Origin of the sequence: Nonomuraea phyllanthi (genome assembly GCF_006334985.2) — a bacterium.
GTDB classification, from domain to species: Bacteria; Actinomycetota; Actinomycetes; order Streptosporangiales; family Streptosporangiaceae; genus Nonomuraea; species Nonomuraea phyllanthi.
In genome coordinates this window covers 17,235-33,923 of record NZ_VDLX02000035.1, presented here as the reverse complement: position 1 = coordinate 33,923, position 16,689 = coordinate 17,235, and the positions used below count along the sequence as shown (strand labels likewise).

Sequence of the window (16,689 nt, the reverse complement as noted above, 5' to 3'; positions counted from 1 at the left end):
GTCACCCCTCCCGCACGGCATAGGCCAGCACCCGCTCGCCCAGCACGCCCTCCACGACGTCCAGCAACTCCAGCACCGCGCCCGCGATCGCCTCGGGCCGCTCCCCGGCCGTGGTCCTGCGGCCGATCTCCGCGTAGATAAGGGCGTGCAGGCAGCCGATGTGCCAGGCCATCACGCGTACCAGCGGGTCGTCCGGGGCCGCGCCGCTCTCCGCGGCCAGCTCACCGGCCAGCGCCTCGGTCATCTGGCGGCCCAGATCCTCCAGCCGCGCGGCCAGCGTGGGGGCGGCCCGCATCATCTCCAGCACCGGCCCGAACCCCGGCGTCAGCCCGACCGTCCGCTCGCGCCCGCGCACCTCCTCGCGCAGGCGCGCCAGCACCGCGCCGGCCGCCGACTGGCCCGGAGCCCGGCCCCGCACGATGCCGGCCAGCCGGTCGGGCGAGGCTTCCTCGGGCGGCAGGACGAGGTCCTCCTTGGCGGGGAAGTAGTTGTAGACCGTGTTCACCGACACCTCGGCCGCCTCGGCGACCTCCGCGATCGTGACGTGGTCGAAGCCGCGCGCCACGAACAGCCCAACGGCCACCTCCGAGATGCGCTGCCTGGTCTGGCGCTTCTTCCGCTCCCGCAGCCCTTCACTCATATTTGGAGTCTACTGCAAATTTCAAGTGGATTGCAGCTTTAGAGAGGCGGCGCAGGATGCCGGGTATATGCTCGAAAACAGGGAGAAACCATCGTCGCTCGGGGGGCGTGATGGTCGTCGCCCCGGCCGTCGGCGCCCCGCAGGGGAGGATCAATGCCCGGCAACATGGGGGTCGTGTACGAAGGTCCCGGCAAGGTCGAGGTGCACGAGACCGAATACCCCGGCTTCGAGCTCAAGGACGGCCCCGGGGTGAACCCGGCCAACGTCGGCCGCAAGCTGCCGCACGCCGCGATACTCAAGACCGTCGCCACGAACATCTGCGGCAGCGACCAGCACATGGTGCGCGGCCGTACCACGGCCCCGCAGGGCCTCGTCCTCGGCCACGAGATCACCGGCGAGGTCGTCGAGACCGGCCCCGACGTGGAGTACATCAAGACCGGCGACCTGGTGTCCGTCCCGTTCAACATCGCCTGCGGGCGCTGCCGCAACTGCAAGGAAGGCAAGACCGGCATCTGCGAGAACGTCAACCCGGACCGTCCCGGCTCGGCCTACGGCTACGTCGACATGGGCGGCTGGATCGGCGGGCAGGCCCAGTACGTGCTCGTGCCGTACGCCGACTGGAACCTGCTGAAGTTCCCCGACAAGGACCGGGCGATGGAGAAGATCCTCGACCTGGCCATGCTCGCCGACATCTTCCCGACGGGTTTCCACGGCTGCGTCAGCGCGGGCGTGGGACCGGGTTCCAGCGTGTACATCGCCGGGGCCGGGCCTGTCGGGCTGGCCGCGGCCGCCTCGGCGCTGCTGCTCGGCGCCGCGGTGGTGATCGTCGCCGACCTGAACAAGGAGCGGCTCGACCAGGCGCACAGCTTCGGCTGCGAGACCGTCAACGTCGCCCTGGGCGACCCGAAGGACCAGATCGAGCACATCCTCGGCGAGCCGGAGGTCGACTGCGGCGTCGACGCGGTCGGCTTCGAGGCCCGCGGCCACGGCCGCGAGTCGGAGACGGAGCACCCGGCCACCGTGCTCAACACGCTCATGGACGTCACCAGGGCGGGCGGCGCGCTCGGCATCCCCGGCCTGTACGTGACGGGCGACCCGGGCGCGTCCGACGAGGCCGCCAGGCACGGCTCGCTCTCCATCCGCATCGGCCTCGGCTGGGCCAAGTCGCACAGCCTCGTCACCGGCCAGTGCCCCGTGATGCGCTACAACCGGCAGCTCATGCAGGCGATCCTGCACGACCGGGTGCAGATCGCCAAGGCGGTCAACGCCACGCCGATCCCGCTCGACCAGGCGCCACGCGGCTACCACGAGTTCGACGAGGGGGCCGCGCGCAAGTACGTGCTGGATCCGCACGGCATGCTGGCGTCCGCGGCCTGACGAGAGAAGCCGTACGCCGGCCCAGGAGCGGGCTTGCCCGGGGTCGGTGACGCGTGCTCCTTCGAAGGTGGCTGCGGTCGCACCCCTACCGCCGGCGGTCGACCTGACCCTCAGCGGCGCGAGCATGCGGGGCTGCCGCCCCTGCTGATCCAGCGAGCGAGCTCCTGCTGGATGACGCCGTACGGCTGACCGGACGTGCCGGGGCCGACGAGGTCGAGGTGACGTTGGAGGTGGTTCCGCGTCAACCGCATGTGTTCCAGCTCGACGACGGATCGGCCGAGGCGGCGGCGGCGCTGGAGCGAGCCGGCCGGTTCCTGGCCGCCCGGCTCGGCGGCGAGAGGAAGGACGCAGGCCGGCCGATCAGGTGACGGGGCCAGGGCTCGCCCTCCGCGACGAGGGGTACGACGGGGAACGCGCTGGGGACATATCCCCGTACATCACAGGTGATCGGCTTCCATGCCTTCCTGTGGCGATTTTTCGGACATGGCACAATCGGCGGCATGCCCAACCGGAACCAGGCGCTGGCCGCCGCCCTCATTCTGGCCGTGACGGGATGCGGCATGCTGCCTGGCACTGCGGGCACCCCGCCGCCCCCCTCCACCCCGGCGGCGTCAGGCGGGGCGACGAGCGCGCCGGCGAGTGAGGCGCCGGTCCAGGACACCCGAAAGGCCCTCGCCGAGACCCGCAGTACCCTGACCGAGGATCTCAAGGTGGAGGTCGTCGGGCTCAATCGGATCAAGGGCAAGCACCTGGTCGTGCAGCTCCGCCTGTCCAACACCGGCACGGAGGACCTGCCGTGGACCGGCGAGCTGGGCGACCACACCCGCCCGCTCGGCGAGATCAGGTGGGCCTCCGGCATCGGTGTTCTCGACGCGGCGGCCCACAGGTGGTTGCTGCCGTACCAGCCGGAGGGCTCTCCGTGCCTGTGCAGCGACCAGGAGCGCGACGGGCTTGGCTACTTCATCGACCCCGGCCGGTCCATCACCGTGTACGGCGTCCTGCCCGCCCCCTCGGGCAACCCCGCCACCGTCACGATCGTCACCCCCCTGGCGCCGCCCCTCCTGAACGTGCCCGTCAGCGACGAACCGCCGGCCGGCGACTTCCCCGACCCCGACGCCCAGCCCGTCACCGCCGTCACCCGGCGGATCCTGCTGCCCTCCGAATCCCTGGACAAGTCGGAGGAGACCGCGGACGACGGCACCGACCTGCGGGTCAACCTCTCCTCGGACGTGCTGTTCGCCGTCGACAAGGCCACCCTCACCGGCCGGGCCAGGGCAGTGCTGGCCCGTACGGCCAAGCTCGTCGACGCCTCGCCGGCCACCGTGGTGAAGGTCGAGGGGCACGCCGACTCCTCGGGCGACGACGCCATCAACGACCCGCTCTCGCGCCGCCGCGCCCTCGCGGTACAGCGCGCGCTGGCGGGGTTGCTGTCCCGCGACGGCGTGCGCTTCGAGTCCCGCGGGTACGGCTCGCGCCGTCCCCTCTACGACAACGGCACCGAGGAGGGCAGGCGCCGCAACCGCCGGGTGACCGTCACCTTCGCCAAGCCCGCCGAGCCCGCGCCCCGGCCCACCGGCGATCCCGTGCAGACGCAGTCACCGAAGACCGGCGGGCCCAGGGCGACCGCCAAGGGTCAGCCGATCGGGATGGAGGTCACCGGGCTGCGCCGGCTGCCGGGCGGCCTCGGCCTCCTGACGTACACGATCACCAACGAGGGGCCGGACAAGATCTGGTTCAACGACCTCCACCACGCCCAGGACTGGGAGAGCTACAAGTACCAGGCCGCCAGCGACATCCGGCTGACCGACGGCGCCAACCGCCGCCGGTACCTGCCCGGCCGCCTGCAGGTGCCCACCGACAGGGGCGTGGACGCCTACTGCGCCTGCACCGACGTCTCCGGCGTCCGCATCGCCACCGAGCAGTTCGCCCCAGGCCAGAGCCGCACCTTCTGGAGCCTGTTCGCCCTCCCGGACGACGCCACGAGCCTGCGGGCCCGCATCGCCGCCTTCCCCGAGCTCGAGGTGCCCGTCCGCTGAGGCGCGCGCTGCCCCGCGACGCGCGGCCGCGGCTTCGACCAGGCCGGCGCGGGTGCGGGGGTGGCCGTACGGCGCGTCAGCGGGTGGTGGCGGCTTCGACGCGTTCCTGAGCGAGGCTCCGCGTCGATGACTGCGCCCTGGTACGGCCGAGCTCGGGCAGGAGGGACACCATCCCGAGTACGGCGAGCCCGACGCCCAGCCAGAGGGGAGCTCGCAGCCCGAAGCCGTCGATGACCAGCCCGCCGACCGAGGAACCGATGATCACCCCGAGGGTGATGAAGGAGGCGTGGACGGTGTTGACCAGCGGCCCCGGGTTGCCGACGCGCTGGACGCGTACGGCCATCGCCGGGTTCATGGTCACTCCGACCAGGCCGACGCCCAGCATGGCGGTCACCGCGGGAACGCTGAGGTGGGCGAATATCGCGAACCCGGCCAGGAAGATCGCGTTGAGGACCAGCCCGGACAGCAGGACGCGGATGGTGTGTTCGTCGGCCAGGCGTCCGACGACGTAGTTCCCGATCACGGTGGCTGCGCCGTACGCGACGAGCAGGAGAGGAATGGACTCTGAGGTGAACCCGGTGACCTGGGTGAGGATCGGGCTGAGGTAGCTGAAGGCGGCAAAGGTCGCGCCGATGATGAAGGTGCTGGTCGACAGCGCCAGCCACAGCCTGCCGTTCCTGAAGACCGCGATCTCCTGCCGGAAGTCGCCGTTGGCGCCGTCACCACGCCCGAGCCCGGGAACGCCCGTCATCGTGGCGAGCGCGGCGACGACGGTCAGGGCGCCGACTGCCCAGAAGGCGGCGCGCCAGCCGAACTGCCCGCCGATCAGTGTGGACAGTGGCAGCCCGAGCAGGGTGCCGAGCATCAATCCGTTCAGGACGATGGCGAGGGCGCGCCCGCGTACCTCTGGGCGGCTCAGCTGGACCGCCACCGAGATGGCGACTCCGAAGAACGCCTGGGAGGCGACGCCGGTGATGACGCGTGCGAGCATCATGATCAGGTAGGTGGGCGCGACCGCCGCGAGCACGTTGCCCACCAGGAAGATCGCGAACAGCAGCATGAGTGCGGATCTCGGGCGTATCCGTACCAGCGCGACGGTCATCAGCGGCCCACCCGCCGACATGGCCACGGCGAAGGCGGTGATCAGATAGCCGATCTGGGAGATGGTCACGCCGAGACCGCCTGCCATCTGGGGCATCAGGCCTCCGACGGCGAACTCGCTGGTCACCATGGCGAAGATGCCTATGGCCAAGATGTAGACGGCTCTGGGCAAAGGGACTCCTTTTTGCATCAATCGGTGTAGAATTCGGGCACGAAAAAGCAGAGGTCAGGCCAGGGCGTCCAGGGCCGTGGCGGCGATGGCAGCGATGGTGGCGTCGTCGGCGCCGCCCTGCGCGGCCACCCGTATCCCGGCGATCACGGCGTTGACGAACCTGGCGAGTTCGACGGGATCGCGGGTGGAGCCGATGTCCCCATCGCGCTGCCCGCCCCTGATGGCCGCACTCAGGCCGGCAACTCGGCGCTCGGCGTCGCGGGCGAGCATCAGGGAGATCTCCGGGTCGCGGCCGGCGAGCTCCATCGTGGTGTTGACGGTCAGGCAGCCGAGGCCGTGGCCGTCGCGCCTGTTCGCCGCTTCCGTCCGGAGGATCTTGGCGAACAGGGCGCGGATCCGCTCGATCGCCGGCAGCTCGTGATCGTCGAGAATCTGCAGCTGGTCGGCAGTGGTGGCGTCCATGTAGCGGGTCAACGCGCGTTTGAACAGCTCGCGCTTGTTGGTGAAGGCGTTGTACACGCTGCTGCGGTCCAGGCCGAGCGCCTCGCACAGGTCCCTGGTCGAGGTCGACTCATAGCCGTTCGCCCAGAACGTGCGCATCGCGGTGTCCAGGACCTGTTCCTCGTCGAATGATCTCGGCCTCGCCATACGAGCACGCTACCCGTTTTGCATCAGTTGGTGCAATACGAGATCGTCCAGCGGCGGGGAGGCTCGGCCTCGGTGTCATGTCCGGCCTGGTCACCCTCGCCCGCATGGATGCCGGGCGACATCAAGCGCTACTTGCCCCGATGGCCACGCCTCCGCGTCCACGACCGTGAAGGAGGTCGCCCCTCACTGCCGAGGGCGATCGAGGCGTGGCCACCCGCCGGCGACCCCGATCCCGGAGGGTCAGGCGGGCGTGACGAACTCGGGCTGGTCGATGACGCGCAGCCAGCTCCCGTCCGGCTGGCGCCGTACGACCTGCGCCCGGGCCCCGGCCCCGTCCTTGGGCGGCGTCGAGGTGAGCGCGAGGTCCCCGACCACCAGCGTCGGCAGCGGCTCCTCCGGCTCGAAGTGCGGGCGCCCGGCCAGCACCTTCTCCCACAGCTCGCGGATCGCCTCCCGGCCCACCGTCCGGCTGCCCGGCGGGTAGGCCAGCACGGCGTCCTCCTCGTACAGCGCCGCCACCCCCGCCGCGTCCCCGGCGTTGGACCGCTCGACGAACAGGCGGGTGATGTCCTCGGGCCGCATGGCCTTGGCGTATTCGGTCATGAAATCCTCCTCGTTCTCCTTGGCGTCCAGCCTGCCCGCGACCGATGTCAGAAGTCCAACAGATGGTTCTCATAGGAACTAGAATCCACAGTCATGGATCTGAGGCAGCTGGAGTACTTCGTCGCGGTCGCGGAAGAGCGGAACTTCACGCGGGCCGCCGAGCGGGTGCACATCAGCCAGTCCGGCGTCAGCGCCCAGATCCGGCAGCTGGAGCGCGAACTGGGCGCCGAGCTGTTCGACCGGTCGGGGCGCACGGCCACCCTGACCGTCGCGGGCAAGGCGGCGCTGGAGCACGCCCGTGCCGCCCTCGCGGCGGCCGGGGCGGTCGGCGAGGCGGTGGGCGAGGTGACCGGCCTCATCCGGGGCCGGGTCACGATCGGGATGGTGATCGGGTGCACGATCACGCCGCTGTTCGACGCGCTCGCCGCCTTCCACGGCGCCCATCCCGGCGTGGAGATCACACTGTTGGAGGACACTTCCGACCGCCTGGCCGAAGGGGTCCGTACGGGCGGCCTCGACCTGGCGCTGATCGGCGCCGCCGGTTCCGCTCCCGAGGGGCTGGAATCGCTGACGATCATCAACGAGGGGCTCGTCGTGACCGTCCCGCCCGGCCATCCCCTGGCCGCGCTCCCCCAGGTCACGCTGCGCGACCTGGACCCGTACCCGATCGTGTGCATGCCGCCCGGCACCGGGCTGCGCGCCGTCCTCGATCAGGCCTGCGCCGCGCAGGGCCGGCAGCCGGTGATCGCCCTGCAGGCCAGCGCCGCCGACACCATCGCCGACCTCGCCGCCCGCGGCGTCGCCGTCGGCGTCCTCAGCGACTCGATGGCCGCCCATCACCGCGACCGCCTCGCCGTCCGGCCCCTCGCCGACGTCGACATCCCCGCCCTGCTCGCGCTGGTGTGGCGGGCCGGGCACGGCCCCGCCGCACGCGCGCTGCTCGCGCACGCCCGCCGCGCCTTCACCGGCCGTTGACAGGTCCGGCGCCGCCTTCGTACGCCCGGGCCCGCCTGATGCGGCCGGCCGGCGTGGCGCTTCCCGTTCGCCGACGCCACCGCCACTCCGGTCCTGCGGATCTTCTCCGAGGAGGAGGGCAAGGAGTTCTACGTCGACTTCCTCGGCTTCCGGCTCGGCATCGGCGGCCCCGCCCACGGCCCCGGCGCGACGGTGGACACCTGGCCGGCCGGGCTCGACGCCCACCGGCAGGGGCTGGTGGAGTTCGTCCAGGCCGGCCTGCCGCGCTGGTCCGGACGAAAGGTCAGCTCGACATCGACCGGGACGGCCCCGACGGGGCACCTTCGCCGGCGAGGGCCTCGAGTTCGGCGACCGCCCGGTCGGTGGCCGTCTCGGCGGCGATCTCGGTCGCCAGCCGCCGCGCCTCGCGACGGTAGGACGGGTCGTGCAGAACCCGCTCGATCGCGCGGGCGATCGAGCGGGGTGAGGCGCTCTTGCCGACGACGATCCCGGCCCCGGCGAGGTCGACGCGCCGTGCCACCTCGCGCTGGTCTCGTCCGGACGGCACGCAGACCAGCGGGACGCCCGCGGCCAGGGACTTGACGACCGTCCCGTGGCCGGCGTGCGTGATCGTCACCGCGGCGTGGCGCAGCGCCGTGCTGTGCGGGGCGGCCGCGGTGACCAGCACGTTGCCGGGCGCGCGGACGGCCGCCGGGTCCACGGCGGGGCCGGTGGTCAGCAGCCCGCGCACCGGCAGCGTGCCGAGGGTCTCGGCGATGCGCTGCAGCAAGGCGCGCTGGTTCATGAACGTCGAGCTCAGGCTGACCAGCACCAGCGGCGCCTCCCCTGGCGGCAGCTTCAGGTCCCCGGCCCAGGTGGGGTCGTCGAGCCGTGGCCCGACGTGCCGGACGTGGGCCGGGAAGCGCCGGCCGGGGTAGTCGAGCGCGCGCGGGGACAGCACCAGGAACCGGTCGGCGCGGCCGAACGCGTCGATGACCGAATCCACCGGCGCCAGGCCGTTGGCGAGACGGGCGGCGTTGAGCGCCGGCAGTCCCCTGGCCCACGGCCTGATGGTGAGCTCGGTCAGGATCCGATCGCGCAGGCGTCCGAGCACGCCGGTGGCGGGCCTGAGCCCCGGACCGAACGGCGGCGCTCCCGCGGTGGGGAACGGGTAGAGGGTCGTCCCCAGAGCAGCCACCGGAATCCCGGCGGCTTCGCCCGCGGTGAGCACGCCGAGCAGCGAGAAGTCGGCGACCAGCACCCCGGCCGGGCGGGCGCGCATCTCGGCCAGGGTGTCGCGGGCGAAGTCGGCCGCGGGGCCGCAGACGAGGCGGTCCCGCAGCCGTGCGAACGCGCCCATGGGCGTGCGGGCCTCGAAGTCCTTGATGAGGTCGCCGGCCGGATCGGTGGTGTCGCCCTGGGGCGCTGTCGTCCAGGCGATCGGCTCCGCGCCGCTGGCGGCGACCTCGTCGTGCAGCGACCTGTCGGCCAGGACCCGGACGCCGTGGCCGCGTTCGCGCAGCGCGCGGGCGACCGAGAGGGTGGGTGGCACGGCTCCCCCGCCGGACCAGGTGGCGAACAGGAACTCGCTAGTCATGACTCCCCCTACGCGGGTCGATCGAGGTCAACAGGTCACGCATGGCGCGTTCGGAGTCCTCGCGCGGCAGGCCGAGGTCGCGCCGCCACAGTTTCCAGAGGTAGACGTCGGTGGCGGCGTAGTGCAGGTTCAGCGCGTGCTCCCGGGCGGGGCCCGCGGCCGGGAGGCGGTCGGCGAAGACCTGCTCCAGCCACGCCCGGTGCTGGTTGCGCGCATGAGCGGCCGCCCGGCCGATCGCCGGGACGCGGTCGACCTGCGCGATCCAGAGCACGTTGGCGTCGCCGTTGCGCTCGTAGTCGTCGAACAGCGCGGCCGCGATCGCCGTCACATCACCGATCGGCGCCTGACGGGTCTGCGCCGCCTGAGACGCGATCAGGTCGGCGACGGCGTCGGCGAGCCCGTCCTTGCCGCCGAAGCGGTTGACGATCGTCTGCACCGACACGTCCGCCTCGGCGGCGATGTCCTGCAGCGTGACGTCGTCGTACCACCGCCGCATCCACAGCGCGGCCGCCGCCTCCAGCACGCGCGTGCGTGTGAGCTCCATGGCCGCGCTGCGGGCACCCATGCGGTACGGACGCCTGCTCCCACTTTCCATGGACTCATAGTTATATTCATCAGAGTCATGAGTCAAATGAAAAGCCGCGAGAGGGTGATTGACGGGCGCGTGCCCGTGAAGGAGGAGCGGCGGTCAGCCCGCCGGCGGGCGGAGCAGGTCGAGAAGGTGCTCGCGCAGCTCGCCCGGCCTTAGGTCGGCCAGCGCCAGCACACCGTCCTCGCCGTCGGACTCGGGCACGGCCAGCACCACCCGCCCCCGTGGCGCGTAGATCGTCTGCCGGGTCTCCTCGACCTCGTCCGACGCGCTGAGACGGTGGTGGCTGATCTGGGTGATGGCCAGGGCCTCGGCGAAGATCTCCTGGCCCACGCCGCGGGCGATGTCGGTGAGGGGAACCCGCCGCGGGCCGCTCGCCTGCCGCTGCCCGGCGCCGTCGTGCGGGTCGCAGAACTGCGCGAACCGCTCTGCCAGCTGCTCGATCGGGCCGACGGCCAGGCCGTGCAGCCCGCTGTCGTCGACGCTCTCCTCCACCGCCACGGGCGCGGGACCGACGTAGAAGACGCGGGTCTGGCGGCTGTCGGCCAGGATCCGCTCGGCCATCACGATGTGCCGGGGCGTGCGGCGGGCGGCGAGCAGGTCCCGCAGGTCGTCAGAGAGCAGCAGCACGACGTCGTCGTCGTCATCGCCCACCTGCTCCGGCCGGGCGATGCCGCGCGCGACGAGGCTGCGCAGGGCCACCGCGCAGGCGGTGTCCTGGGCGGCGCGGTCCTGGGAGTCGTACCAGGGGCGTGGCACGATCTGGTCGGCTTCCGGGCCGTCGAGCACGGTGAGCTCTTCGTCGGTCAGGGCGATGACGGGCACGTACGCGGTACGCGCGCGCTCGAGCAGAACTTCCATGGGCTATCCCGCGGGGTGTGTCATGGACCAGGTGAACTTGCGCCAGGCGTCGACGGCCTTGTCGGTGGTGTGCTTCTTCAGCCAGCTGCCGACTCCCCTGGCGTGCTCGTTCTTCTTGCCCTGCTGGACGGCGAACTTGCCGAAGGTCCAGCCGGCCGAGATGGTCCCGAGGGCGAGGCCGACGATGACGACCGTCTCCGTCGCTCCGGTGAACGAGCCGATGACCCCGGCGAACAGGACGAGCAGGCCGCCCGCGACCCCCGAGCCGTCGGCGATGTAGTTCCCCGTCCTGACCCAGCCGGTGTCCTGGTTGTTGAGGAGGCCGTCGACCCCGGCGACGATGCCCAGGATCGCGGAGCCCTTGGCGAGCCCCTTGGCGACCCTGGCGTACCTGCCGGCGGCCAGGCCCTCGCCCAGGTCGGCGGCGAGCTTGGGCTGCGCCTCCCGCATGATGCGCTCGGCGGTCTCCACCCGCCGGTTCGCCGAGGCGATCTGGTCGGCGAGCTGGCGGGCCTGCGCCTTCAGCGCGTCGTGTGACAGGCCACGGCCGCCCTCTCTCCAGAGCCTGCTGAGCAACGCCCGCTCCAGCTCGGCCCTGGACATCTTGCGCTGGGCCATCTTGCCGAGCACGCCCTGCTTCATGAACTGGTAGACGGTGCCGGCCTTGGTGCCCGCCTCCATGAGGGAATAGACGGCGAGCACGGGGTCGGTGGCGTTCTTGATGTCCGTGTACACGTGGTAGGGGGAGGAGTGCAGGAAGCGTTCCCACAGGCCCTTCGGGTCGGGGTCGGCCTTTTTCTCCAGTTTGAGCTGGCCTAACAAGGCCAAGGGAGCGCTGGCCTGCTTGTTGTCACCGAGCTCTTCCTTGGCCCGCCTGGCGAAATACGGGTATCTGTCGCGGAGGTTGTATTCGAGATTGTGTTTCTTCTCCGCGGACAGGCCCGGTTGGGCGAGTTCCCTCTCGTCCTTGTCATATTCCCGTATCCAGAAGCGGACGTCGTGCTGGGCCTTCTCCAGGGCGCCCGCGTATTTCTTGAGGCCCTGGCTGACCGCCTTGAGCGCGTCTCCCTGAACGCCCAATGCCGTGAACGTGCCACCGGCGGTGACGGCGAACATCGCGGCGTGGATGCCGTTCCAGCCCTTCAGCGCGGTGACCGCGTGCGTCTCGACCTGCTTGGACGCTCGCGCCATGTCCGCGCCCGCCCGGCCGATGCGACCGGCCTCGCGGCGGATCGCGTCGGGGTCGCCCTTGGGGACCTCGAAGGGGGCGGTCACCGGTCATTCACCCCCCATCGTCTTGCGCACGTTCGCCGACATGGCCTTCAATGCCCGGCCGAGGTAGTCGACGTCGGCCGTGAGGTGCCCGGCCGTGCGCTGGAATCCGGTGACGGCCTGGTTCGCCATCAAGATGACGAACCCTTCGGTGGCGGCGGCCGAGGCGACTCCCCGCAGCGCGCTCGTCACCTCCGGGATCAACGCGGTCAGGTCCGAGTGAACGCTCGCCATCCCGTCGGCGCCCGCGTCCATGTTGGCCGGCACCCCGCCCAGAAAGCCCATGCGCAGCAGCCTTTCGAATGATCATTTTCACTCTGAAGCGTCATGATAGCCGAATGATCATGACAAATTCTGAGAAAGCCGGTCGCTATGCTGCGTCAGTGCCGAAAGCGAACCATGGGTGGTGTTGCTGATGCGCCTCTCCCTCAGCGCGCTGACCAGCCAGGGGCTCCAGAACGTGGTGATCAGCGGCGACGAGAGCACCACCGTGGGCCAGCTCGTCCTCGCCCTGCGGAGCAACCTGCGCGTCCCCGCGCAGGGCCTGTGGGCCGGAGGCGTGCCGCTGCGCCCGGACGCCCCCGTGGCCGCGGCACTGCGCGACGGCGACGTCGTCGCCTTCACCGCCACGGCGGCCACCGCCACCAGGAAGGGCGACCAGCCCGCCGGCGTCGCCGAGGTGCGCGTCAGCGGCGGCCCGTCCGCCGGCGGCGTGCACCGCCTGCCCTACGGGACGGCCACGGTCGGCTCCGGCCGATGGTGCACGATCACGGTCGACGACCCGAGCGCTCCCGACTGCGTGGCGGACTTACGGGTCGAGGCCGGGGGCGTCGTGGTGGCCCCGATGGCCGAGAGCGTCACGCTGGACGGCGAGCGGCTCTACGAACCCGTCCCGTGGCCGGTCGGCGGCGTCCTCAAGGCCGGGGCGACACTCCTCACACTGGCCCTGCCCGCTCCCCCCGACGCCCACGTGAGCGTCATGCCGGAGGGAAACCTGGCCTACAACCGGCCGCCGCGGCTCAACAAGCCGGCCCTCGTGCACACGATCGAGGTGCCCAGCCACCCGGCCCGGCAGGACTATCACCGCCTCCAGCTGCTGGCCAGCGTGATCTTCGGGGCGGGCGGCGTGGTCATGGCCGTGGCCCTGTCCACCCCCTGGTTCCTGCTCATGGCGCTCCTGACGCCGCTCACCATGCTCGCGCAGTGGTGGAGCGACCGGCGCTACGGGCGCAGGCAGTACCGCCAGGCCATGAAGGAGTACCAGGCCCGCATGGCCGCCTTCGAGCAGCGGCTGGAGGAGCTGCGCAGGACCGACCAGCGCGACCGGCGGGCCGAGTTCCCCGACCCCGGCGAGGTGTTCCTGCACGCCGTCGGCCCCCGCCAGCGCCTGTGGGAGCGCCGCCTGCACGATCCGGACACCCTGCACCTGCGGGTCGGGCTCGCCGACCTGCCGTCCAAGATCGAGCTCGTCCCCGAGCCGGGCGTCCCGTCCACCGTGAAGGAGCACCCCGCCGTCCCGGTGTCACACGCGGTGCCGCTGGTGGTGCCGCTGCCGCGGGCCGGGGTCGTGGGTCTCACCGGCCGACCGGCGGCCTCCCGCTCGCTCGCCCGCTGGCTCGTCGCCCAGGCCGCGGCCCTGCACAGCCCGCGCGACCTCGCCATCGTGGTCCTCAGCGCCGACCCGTACGGCGCGGCGCACTGGGACTGGGTCCGCTGGCTGCCGCACTGCGTGCCCCGCGAGGGCGAGGAGTGCGTGGCGCTGGTGGGCAACGATCCCGACTCGGCCGCGCGGCGCGTCGGCGAGCTGATCGGCAAGATCAACGCCCGCAGGGAACGCCACGCGAGCCCGGACGCCGGTCAGCCGTTCGCCTTCGACCCGGCGGCCTCCGCCGGGTACGCCAGCGCGCGACCGTACAACGTGCTCGTGGTCCTGGATGGCGCCCGCGCGCTGCGCGGGCTGCCCGGAGTCCCGCAGATCCTGCAGCTCGGGCCGACGGTCGGCGTGTACGCCGTGTGCGTGGACGACGACCAGCGGCTGCTGCCCGAGGAGTGCACGGTCGTGGCCGTCTGCGAGCACGAGCGCCCCGGCCTGGTACGGCTGCGCGGCGCCGCCCAGCACGACGTGCCGCCCGAGGCCATCGGCGACCTGGTGAGCGCGGAGTGGTGCGACCGGCTGGCCCGCGCCATCGCGCCCCTGCGCGATCTGGGCCGCGAGGACGCCGACTCGGTCATCCCGCCGGCCGTCCGGCTGCTCGACCTGCTCGGCCTGCCCAACCCGCGCCCCGAGCAGATCCACACCCTCTGGGGCAGGGGCCGCACGACGCGGGTGCCGATCGGTGTGGGCGCGGAGGGCCTGTACAGCGTGGACCTGCGGCTGGACGGGCCGCACGGGCTGATCGCCGGCACGACGGGCGCGGGCAAGTCGGAGCTGCTGCAGTCCCTGATCGCCTCGCTGGCGGTGCACAACCGGCCCGACGAGATGAACTTCGTGCTCATCGACTACAAGGGCGGCAGCGCGTTCAAGGACTGCGCCAAGCTGCCGCACACCGTCGGCATGGTCTCCGACCTGGACGGCCACCTGACCGAGCGGGCCCTGGAATCCCTGGCCGCCGAGCTGAAGCGGCGCGAGCACCTCCTGCTCAGGGCCGACGCCAAGGACATCGAGGACTACAACGACTACCGCGACGCGGGCCGGCCCCTGGAGCCGATGCCCCGCCTCCTCCTGGTCATCGACGAGTTCGCGGCGATGGTGTCCGAGCTGCCCGACTTCATCCTCGGCCTGGTGGACATCGCCCGCCGGGGCCGCTCGCTGGGCGTGCATCTGATCCTGGCCACGCAGCGCCCCGGCGGCGTGGTGACGCCGGACATCGCGGCCAACACGAACCTGCGGATCGCGCTGCGCGTGACGAGCAACGAGGAGTCGATGGACGTCATCAACTCCCGCAACGCCGCCGCGATCTCGAAGACCACCCCGGGACGCTGCTTCATCAGGTCGGGAGCCTCCTCGCTGCACGCGGTGCAGTCGGCGCGGATCGGCGGGCGGCGTCCCGGCCAGGGGACGGCCACGGCCCGGGAGGTGCGCGTCGATCCGGTCGCCTGGCGGGACCTGGGCGTCGCGCTGCCGGCCGCGGCGGACGACGACGAGGACGACGCGACCATGCTGACCGACCTGTCGGTGCTGGTGGAGGCGGTCAGCGCGGCGGCGGCGCGGCTCGGCCTGGAGCGTACGCGCAGCCCGTGGCTGCCCCCGCTGCCGGAGCTCGTCACGATGTCCGAGCTGCCGCCCGGCCTGCCCTCCGAGCAGCCGGCTCGGGGGCGGGCACTGCGGCTGCCGTTCGCCCTGGCCGACCTGCCCTCGCAGCAGCGGCGCCGGACCGAGTACTACGACCTGGCCGGGGCCGGTCATCTGCTCGTGGTGGGCGGCGGGCGTACGGGGCGCTCTACCGTGCTGCGCGCGATCGCCGCGTCGGCCGGGCTGCTGTGCGGGCCCGAGGACGTCCACCTGTACGGCGTGGACTGCGGCAACAACGCCCTGCTGCCCCTGGCAGGGATGCCGCACTGCGGCGCGGTCGTCGGCCGCGACTCGCCCGACCGCCTGGGACGCCTCACCAAGCGCCTGTTGGAGATCATCTTCGAGCGGCAGCAGGCGCTGGCGGCGCAGGGCTTCGCCGACGTCACCGAGCAGCGCGCCGCGGTGGGGCCGCAGGAGCGGCTGCCGTACGTGCTCGTGCTCTTCGACCGCTGGGAGGGCTTCCACGCGGCGTTCGAGTCCGTCGACCACGGGGTGCTGATCGACCAGTGGATGCAGATCTTCCAGGAGGGGCCGGGCGCCGGGGTGAAGGTGGTCCTCTCGGGCGATCGCAGCACGCTGATCGGCCGGATCGCCACGCTCTTCGACGACCGGCTGGTGCTCAAGCTCACCGACCCCACCGACTACACCTACGTCGGCATGAAGACCAGGGACGTGCCCGAGCACATGCCTCCCGGCCGGGCGTTCCGCTCGGCGGCGGACCTGCGGGAGGTGCAGGTGGTGCTGCTCGACCCCGATCCGGCCGGCACCGCCCAGGTCGCTGCGCTGCACCAGGTGGCGCGGACCGCCAAGAGCCGGCACGCGAGCCTGCCGCCGCACCGGCGCCCCTTCCGGGTGGACGCGCTGCCGTCGGGCATCACGCTGGCCGAGACGCTGGCGCTGGCCGACCCCGCGCCGCCGCCGGACGCGGTGGTCGTGGGGGTGGGCGGCGACGCGCTGGGCGCGCGGTTCCTGCGTACGGCCGAGGACGGCCCCGGGCTGGTGGTGGCCGGGACGCCGAAGTCCGGCAGGAGCACCACGCTGTGCACCATGCTCACGTACCTGCTGGCGCACGGATGGGAGGCGGTGCTCCTCACCCCGCGCCTGAGCCCGCTGCGCGACCTCGCCGGCCGCGCCGGGGTGCGGGGGTGTTTCGGCGGTGACGCCGACGCCGAGCGGGTACGGCAGGCCGCCTCCGCGCCGGGCCGCTGCGCGGTGCTGATCGACGACCTGGAGCTGCTCGGGAACTCCGGCCCGCTCGCGGACTGGATCGTGGACCACGTCGGCGAGTCGCGAGACAGCGGGAACCTGGTGATCGGCGCCGGCAACGTCGATGACCTCGACGGCATGTACACGGGCCCGATCGTGGCCATGAAGCGCACCCGGTCGGGGCTGCTGCTGCGGCCCAACCAGGCGGGCCAGGGCGACCTGTTCGGCGTGCAGCTGCCGCGCAGCCTCGCCACCGGGACGGGCCCGCCCGGCCGGGGCCTGCTGTTCCGCGGCGGCGCGTGGGAGCGCGTCCAGGTGGCCAAGCCCTGAACGGAAGAAGG

Annotated in this window: 14 protein-coding genes; 4 read left to right on the top strand and 10 right to left on the bottom strand. The window is 72.1% G+C overall.

What is annotated here, in order from left to right; all coding sequences use genetic code 11:
* Position 1: 1 nt before the first annotated feature.
* Entirely contained in the window at positions 2-640 is a 639-nt protein-coding gene (locus FH608_RS48985) for a TetR/AcrR family transcriptional regulator (RefSeq protein WP_139638085.1), read from the bottom strand.
* Positions 641-793: 153 nt separating this feature from the next.
* Between FH608_RS48985 and fdhA the strand changes: the two genes are divergently transcribed.
* Complete coding sequence (gene fdhA / locus FH608_RS48980) at positions 794-2,017, top strand: formaldehyde dehydrogenase, glutathione-independent (RefSeq protein ID WP_139638084.1); 1,224 nt, start codon at positions 794-796, stop codon at positions 2,015-2,017.
* A 110-nt stretch (positions 2,018-2,127) separates the two neighbouring features.
* Here the strand turns inward: fdhA and FH608_RS52285 are convergent, their stop codons facing one another.
* Entirely contained in the window at positions 2,128-2,268 is a 141-nt protein-coding gene (locus FH608_RS52285) for a hypothetical protein (RefSeq protein ID WP_193319066.1), read from the bottom strand.
* 249 nt (positions 2,269-2,517) lie between these two features.
* Here FH608_RS52285 and FH608_RS48970 point away from each other — a divergent pair, with 249 nt between their 5' ends.
* Positions 2,518-4,053 (top strand): OmpA family protein, encoded by a 1,536-nt coding sequence (locus FH608_RS48970; protein WP_139638083.1) that lies wholly within the window; start codon positions 2,518-2,520, stop codon positions 4,051-4,053.
* A 76-nt stretch (positions 4,054-4,129) separates the two neighbouring features.
* Here the strand turns inward: FH608_RS48970 and FH608_RS48965 are convergent, their stop codons facing one another.
* The 3 genes from FH608_RS48965 to FH608_RS48955 form a co-directional block, all read right to left on the bottom strand.
* The gene (locus tag FH608_RS48965) at positions 4,130-5,326 is read right to left on the bottom strand and encodes an MFS transporter (protein ID WP_139638082.1); all 1,197 of its coding nucleotides are present in this window, start codon (positions 5,324-5,326) and stop codon (positions 4,130-4,132) included.
* Positions 5,327-5,380: 54 nt separating this feature from the next.
* Complete coding sequence (locus tag FH608_RS48960) at positions 5,381-5,974, bottom strand: TetR/AcrR family transcriptional regulator (protein WP_139638081.1); 594 nt, start codon at positions 5,972-5,974, stop codon at positions 5,381-5,383.
* 240 nt (positions 5,975-6,214) lie between these two features.
* Positions 6,215-6,577: a YybH family protein gene (locus FH608_RS48955; RefSeq protein WP_139638080.1), complete on the bottom strand. Its 363-nt coding sequence runs from the start codon at positions 6,575-6,577 to the stop codon at positions 6,215-6,217.
* A 93-nt stretch (positions 6,578-6,670) separates the two neighbouring features.
* Between FH608_RS48955 and FH608_RS48950 the strand changes: the two genes are divergently transcribed.
* Positions 6,671-7,552 carry a LysR family transcriptional regulator gene (locus FH608_RS48950; protein ID WP_139638079.1) on the top strand — a complete coding sequence of 294 codons (882 nt, stop codon included), beginning with the start codon at positions 6,671-6,673 and terminating at the stop codon, positions 7,550-7,552.
* Between the two features lie 283 nt (positions 7,553-7,835).
* Here the strand turns inward: FH608_RS48950 and FH608_RS48940 are convergent, their stop codons facing one another.
* The 5 genes from FH608_RS48940 to FH608_RS48920 form a co-directional block, all read right to left on the bottom strand.
* Entirely contained in the window at positions 7,836-9,128 is a 1,293-nt protein-coding gene (locus FH608_RS48940; protein ID WP_139638078.1) for a glycosyltransferase, read from the bottom strand.
* Positions 9,121-9,672: a TetR/AcrR family transcriptional regulator gene (locus tag FH608_RS48935; RefSeq protein WP_193319065.1), complete on the bottom strand. Its 552-nt coding sequence runs from the start codon at positions 9,670-9,672 to the stop codon at positions 9,121-9,123. Before FH608_RS48935 ends, FH608_RS48940 begins: the two co-directional genes overlap by 8 nt.
* 144 nt (positions 9,673-9,816) lie before the next feature.
* Positions 9,817-10,578 (bottom strand): hypothetical protein, encoded by a 762-nt coding sequence (locus tag FH608_RS48930; RefSeq protein ID WP_139638076.1) that lies wholly within the window; start codon positions 10,576-10,578, stop codon positions 9,817-9,819.
* Between the two features lie 3 nt (positions 10,579-10,581).
* The gene (locus tag FH608_RS48925; RefSeq protein WP_139638075.1) at positions 10,582-11,853 is read right to left on the bottom strand and encodes a hypothetical protein; all 1,272 of its coding nucleotides are present in this window, start codon (positions 11,851-11,853) and stop codon (positions 10,582-10,584) included.
* 3 nt (positions 11,854-11,856) lie between these two features.
* A complete protein-coding gene (locus FH608_RS48920; RefSeq protein ID WP_139638074.1) occupies positions 11,857-12,135 on the bottom strand; it encodes a hypothetical protein in 279 nt (92 codons plus the stop codon).
* A gap of 130 nt (positions 12,136-12,265) precedes the next feature.
* Between FH608_RS48920 and FH608_RS48915 the strand changes: the two genes are divergently transcribed.
* The gene (locus tag FH608_RS48915; RefSeq protein ID WP_139638073.1) at positions 12,266-16,678 is read left to right on the top strand and encodes an FtsK/SpoIIIE domain-containing protein; all 4,413 of its coding nucleotides are present in this window, start codon (positions 12,266-12,268) and stop codon (positions 16,676-16,678) included.
* The last annotated feature ends 11 nt before the right edge of the window (positions 16,679-16,689 follow it).

Excerpts from the sequence above, each read along its gene's own strand:
- FH608_RS48985 (WP_139638085.1), bottom strand. The coding sequence starts at position 640 with ATGAGTGAAGGGCTGCGGGAGCGGAAGAAGCGCCAGACCAGGCAGCGC.
- fdhA (WP_139638084.1), top strand. The coding sequence starts at position 794 with ATGCCCGGCAACATGGGGGTCGTGTACGAAGGTCCCGGCAAGGTCGAG.
- FH608_RS52285 (WP_193319066.1), bottom strand. The coding sequence starts at position 2,268 with ATGCGGTTGACGCGGAACCACCTCCAACGTCACCTCGACCTCGTCGGC.
- FH608_RS48970 (WP_139638083.1), top strand. The coding sequence starts at position 2,518 with ATGCCCAACCGGAACCAGGCGCTGGCCGCCGCCCTCATTCTGGCCGTG.
- FH608_RS48960 (WP_139638081.1), bottom strand. The coding sequence starts at position 5,974 with ATGGCGAGGCCGAGATCATTCGACGAGGAACAGGTCCTGGACACCGCG.
- FH608_RS48955 (WP_139638080.1), bottom strand. The coding sequence starts at position 6,577 with ATGACCGAATACGCCAAGGCCATGCGGCCCGAGGACATCACCCGCCTG.
- FH608_RS48950 (WP_139638079.1), top strand. The coding sequence starts at position 6,671 with ATGGATCTGAGGCAGCTGGAGTACTTCGTCGCGGTCGCGGAAGAGCGG.
- FH608_RS48940 (WP_139638078.1), bottom strand. The coding sequence starts at position 9,128 with ATGACTAGCGAGTTCCTGTTCGCCACCTGGTCCGGCGGGGGAGCCGTG.
- FH608_RS48935 (WP_193319065.1), bottom strand. The coding sequence starts at position 9,672 with ATGGAGCTCACACGCACGCGCGTGCTGGAGGCGGCGGCCGCGCTGTGG.
- FH608_RS48930 (WP_139638076.1), bottom strand. The coding sequence starts at position 10,578 with ATGGAAGTTCTGCTCGAGCGCGCGCGTACCGCGTACGTGCCCGTCATC.
- FH608_RS48920 (WP_139638074.1), bottom strand. The coding sequence starts at position 12,135 with ATGGGCTTTCTGGGCGGGGTGCCGGCCAACATGGACGCGGGCGCCGAC.
- FH608_RS48915 (WP_139638073.1), top strand. The coding sequence starts at position 12,266 with ATGCGCCTCTCCCTCAGCGCGCTGACCAGCCAGGGGCTCCAGAACGTG.